This is a genomic window from Streptomyces sp. NPDC031132 (assembly GCF_055570595.1).
Map to the genome: position 1 here is coordinate 1 of NZ_JBVIGX010000056.1, position 4,060 is coordinate 4,060.

General features: G+C 70.0%; 3 protein-coding genes. 1 reads left to right on the top strand and 2 read right to left on the bottom strand.

What is annotated here, in order from left to right:
- Positions 1–92 precede the first annotated feature (92 nt).
- Together ACZ49B_RS37035 and ACZ49B_RS37040 are read right to left on the bottom strand one after the other, a co-directional pair.
- A complete protein-coding gene (locus ACZ49B_RS37035) occupies positions 93–1,010 on the bottom strand; it encodes an aminoglycoside phosphotransferase family protein (protein WP_468315127.1) in 918 nt (305 codons plus the stop codon).
- Positions 1,011–1,079: 69 nt separating this feature from the next.
- Positions 1,080–1,490, bottom strand: a complete 411-nt coding sequence (locus ACZ49B_RS37040; protein WP_468315130.1) for a Fur family transcriptional regulator — start codon at positions 1,488–1,490, stop codon at positions 1,080–1,082.
- Positions 1,491–1,706: 216 nt separating this feature from the next.
- On the opposite strand from ACZ49B_RS37040, the gene katG reads away from it, so the two are divergent.
- Positions 1,707–3,938, top strand: coding sequence for a catalase/peroxidase HPI (gene katG / locus ACZ49B_RS37045; RefSeq protein ID WP_468315132.1), 2,232 nt, complete (start codon positions 1,707–1,709; stop codon positions 3,936–3,938).
- Positions 3,939–4,060 lie beyond the last annotated feature (122 nt).

Sequence of the window (4,060 nt, forward strand, 5' to 3'; positions counted from 1 at the left end):
GCGTCGCCTCCCTCCTCCGCCTTGCGATCACACGCACCAGACCCCACCGGCCCCGCCCTCACGGGCGGACGACGCTACTTTGACGACACCCCCTAACGACCGGTCCGGCCCGCCGCGTCGGCGAGAACCGCCTCGAGGCGTGCCCGGCATTCGGTGACGAAGGCGGGGTAGGTGTGCCAGTAGTACGAGATGCCGCTCACGGCGACCGCGATCGCCCAGGCGCGGGCGCGGGCCCAGGTCGGTTCGTCGAGGCCCAGGGTGTTCCAGTAGGCCCGGCGCGCTTCGGGCGGCAGGTCCCAGACCGTGGCGTGTTCGGCGTCGGGAAGGCCGACCGACAGGGCTCCGAAGTCGATGACCGCGTGGAGCCTGCCCTCCCGGACCAGGAGGTTGGTGGGCTTGAGGTCCCCGTGCAGCCACACGTGAGGCCCGGAAGGCTCGGGCAGCTCGAGCGCGGTTCGCCACAGCCGTTCCAACGCGTCGAGGTCGAGCTCCGGACCCACGGTGGTGCGGCAGTCGTCGAGGCATCTGCCGAACCACTCGTCGCAGGCCTGCAGGCTGCCTCCGCGGTACCAGCTGAGGTCGTCCGCGCGGGTCGCTCCCATGAGGTCGACGCCGTGGAGCTCCCGCACGACGGCCGCCAGGTCGGCTCCGAAGGCGGCCCAGTCCCGGACGGTGTCCGGGCCTGCTTCGTCGCCGTCGAACCAGCGGTAGACCGACCAGACGAGCGGGAAGGCGTCGGTGGGCGTGCCGGCGTGGACGGGCTCGGGGACGGGGCTCGCGAGGCGGGGTGCCAGGCGGGGGAGCCACTCCTGCTCCTTGTGTACGGAGCGGGCGGTCTCGGCGGTGCGCGGAAGTCGTACGACCAGGTCGTCGCCGAGCCGGTACATGACGTTGTCCGTCCCCGCACCGGCGGGCGACAACGGCAGGCCGGCCCACTCCGGGCGCTGCGCCTTCAGCAGCGACCTGACGAGCGCCTGGTCGATCGGGACCTCATCGTGGTGAAGCGTCACGTCCGCAGCATCTCTGCCGGCGGGGACGGATGGCCATTCATTTTCGTTCCAGGGTGCGTCCGGGCCTGACTAGGTGCAGGACGGGCACAGGCCGCGGTAGGTGACCTCGGCCTTGGACACCGTGAAGCCGAAGCGTTCCTCCGGCGGGAGGCCGGCCAGCGGATCGCCCGTCGGGCGGACGTCGCGGATGGTGCCGCAGCGGGAGCACACCAGGTGGTGGTGCGGGTGGTGGGCGTTGGGGTCGTACCGCTTCGCGCGGCCGTCCGTGGACAGCTCGACCACCTCACCGAGGGCGACCAGCTCGCCCAGGGCGTTGTAGACGGTGGCCCGCGAGATCTCCGGCAGCCGCTCCACCGCCCGCGCATGCACCTCGTCGGCCGTCAAGTGCACGTGTTCCCCGTCGAGTACCTCCGCAACGACACGCCGCTGGGAAGTCATCCGCCAGCCACGCCCACGCAGTCGTTCCAGCAGGTCACTCATGTCGGTTCACCCATTCAGGTTCGGTGGGACGCTCGGAGTTCGATGACGGGTCCGGATCCCTATTGGTTATGGGTTTGGTGTGCTTCTTGACTTGGATTGTGTCCATCGTAGGATCGGTTCGGTCGGCAGCCAACCCTCACGACAGCCGCGCCCGTACGCCGCTTCCGCCACCGCACTTCCTTAGCAGCGTGATCCGCCCGGTTTGGAAGGATTCCCATGTCTGAGAACCATGATGCAATCGTTGTAGACGCGAAGACGGAGGGCGGAGGCGGGTGCCCGGTCGCGCACGAGCGCGCCGCGCACCCGACGCAAGGCGGCGGAAACCGCCAGTGGTGGCCCGAGCGGCTCAACCTCAAGATCCTCGCCAAGAACCCCGCCGTGGCCAACCCCCTCGGCGAGGAGTTCGACTACGCAGCGGCGTTCGAGACCCTCGACCTCGCTGCGGTGAAGCAGGACATAGCGGAGGTCCTGACCACCTCGCAGGACTGGTGGCCCGCCGACTTCGGCCACTACGGCCCCTTCATGATCCGGATGGCGTGGCACAGCGCCGGCACGTACCGGATCAGCGACGGCCGCGGCGGCGCCGGGGCGGGACAGCAGCGCTTCGCCCCGCTCAACAGCTGGCCGGACAACGGCAACCTCGACAAGGCCCGCCGCCTGCTGTGGCCCGTCAAGAAGAAGTACGGCCAGAGCCTCTCCTGGGCCGACCTCATGATCCTCACCGGCAACGTGGCCCTGGAGCAGATGGGATTCGAGACCTTCGGGTTCGGCGGCGGCCGTGCGGACGTCTGGGAGCCCGACGAGGACGTGTACTGGGGTCCCGAGACCACCTGGCTCGGCGACGAGCGCTACACCGGCGACCGTGAGCTGGAGAGTCCCCTCGGCGCGGTCCAGATGGGCCTCATCTACGTCAACCCGGAGGGGCCGAACGGCAACCCCGACCCGCTCGCCGCGGCCCGCGACATCCGCGAGACGTTCCGCCGGATGGCGATGAACGACGAGGAGACGGTCGCCCTGATCGCGGGCGGCCACACCTTCGGCAAGACCCACGGCGCGGGCCCCGCGGACAACGTCGGCGCCGACCCCGAGGGCGCCCCGATCGAGGCGCAGGGCCTGGGCTGGAGCAACAGCTTCGGCACCGGCAAGGGTGGCGACGCGATCACCAGCGGTCTCGAGGGCATCTGGACGAACACCCCGATCACCTGGGACAACAGCTTCTTCGAGATCCTCTTCGGCTACGAGTGGGAGCTGTTCCAGAGCCCCGCCGGTGCGAACCAGTGGCGGCCGAAGGACGGCGCCGGCTCGGGTACCGTCCCCGATGCCCACGACGCGTCGAAGAGCCACGCGCCGACGATGCTGACGACGGACCTCGCGCTCCGCCTCGACCCGGCGTACGAGCCGATCTCGCGGCGCTTCCTGGAGAACCCCGCGGAGTTCGCGGACGCCTTCGCCCGCGCGTGGTTCAAGCTGACCCACCGCGACATGGGCCCGATCGTGCGCTACCTCGGCCCGGAGGTCCCGTCCGAGACGCTGCTGTGGCAGGACCCCCTGCCGGCCGTGACGCACGCGCTCGTCGACGCCGAGGACATCGCCTCCCTCAAGGACAGGATCCTCGCCTCGGACCTGTCGGTGTCCCAGCTCGTCTCCACTGCGTGGGCTTCGGCCTCGTCCTTCCGCGGCAGCGACAAGCGCGGCGGCGCCAACGGCGCACGCATCCGCCTCCAGCCGCAGAGCGGGTGGGAGGTCAACGAGCCCGACCAGCTGACGACGGTGCTGCGCACCCTGGAGGGCGTCCGGCAGTCCTTCAACTCGGCCCAGACCGGCGGCAAGCAGGTCTCGCTCGCCGACCTGATCGTGCTCGCCGGTGGTGCGGGCGTCGAGCAGGCCGCGAAGAACGCCGGTTTCGACGTGGAGGTCCCCTTCACCCCGGGCCGTGCCGACGCCTCGCAGGAGCAGACCGACGTGGAGTCGTTCGCGGCGCTCGAGCCGGTCGCCGACGGCTTCCGCAACTACCTGGGGAAGGGCAACCGGCTGCCGGCCGAGTACCTGCTGATCGACCGGGCGAACCTGCTGACGCTGAGCGCCCCCGAAATGACGGTCCTCGTCGGTGGGCTCCGCGTGCTGGGCGCCAACCACCAGCAGTCGCCGCTCGGCGTTCTCACCACGACCCCCGAGTCGCTGACGAACGACTTCTTCGCCAACCTGCTCGACCTGGGCACCACGTGGACGGCGACGGCCGAGGACGCGAACACGTTCGAGGGCCGCGATGCCACCACGGGCGAGGTCAAGTGGACCGGAACCCGCGCCGACCTCGTCTTCGGCTCGAACTCCGAACTGCGTGCGCTCGCAGAGGTCTACGCGAGCGATGACGCGAAGGAGAAGTTCGTGAAGGACTTCGTCGCCGCGTGGGACAAGGTGATGAACCTCGACCGGTTCGACCTGGTCTGATCGTGACGTCCGGGTCGGGGGGGGGGGGGGGGGTGGACAGACGAGGGGTGCTTTTTTTTTTTTTCCCCTCCTTCCCCTCCTCCCCGTCGTCCACACCCGGCTCTATCCTCGGCGCGCGCACA

Bases quoted from the DNA above. Each gene is read 5' to 3' on its own strand.
- katG (WP_468315132.1), top strand. From the start codon at position 1,707: ATGTCTGAGAACCATGATGCAATCGTTGTAGACGCGAAGACGGAGGGC.
- ACZ49B_RS37040 (WP_468315130.1), bottom strand. From the start codon at position 1,490: ATGAGTGACCTGCTGGAACGACTGCGTGGGCGTGGCTGGCGGATGACT.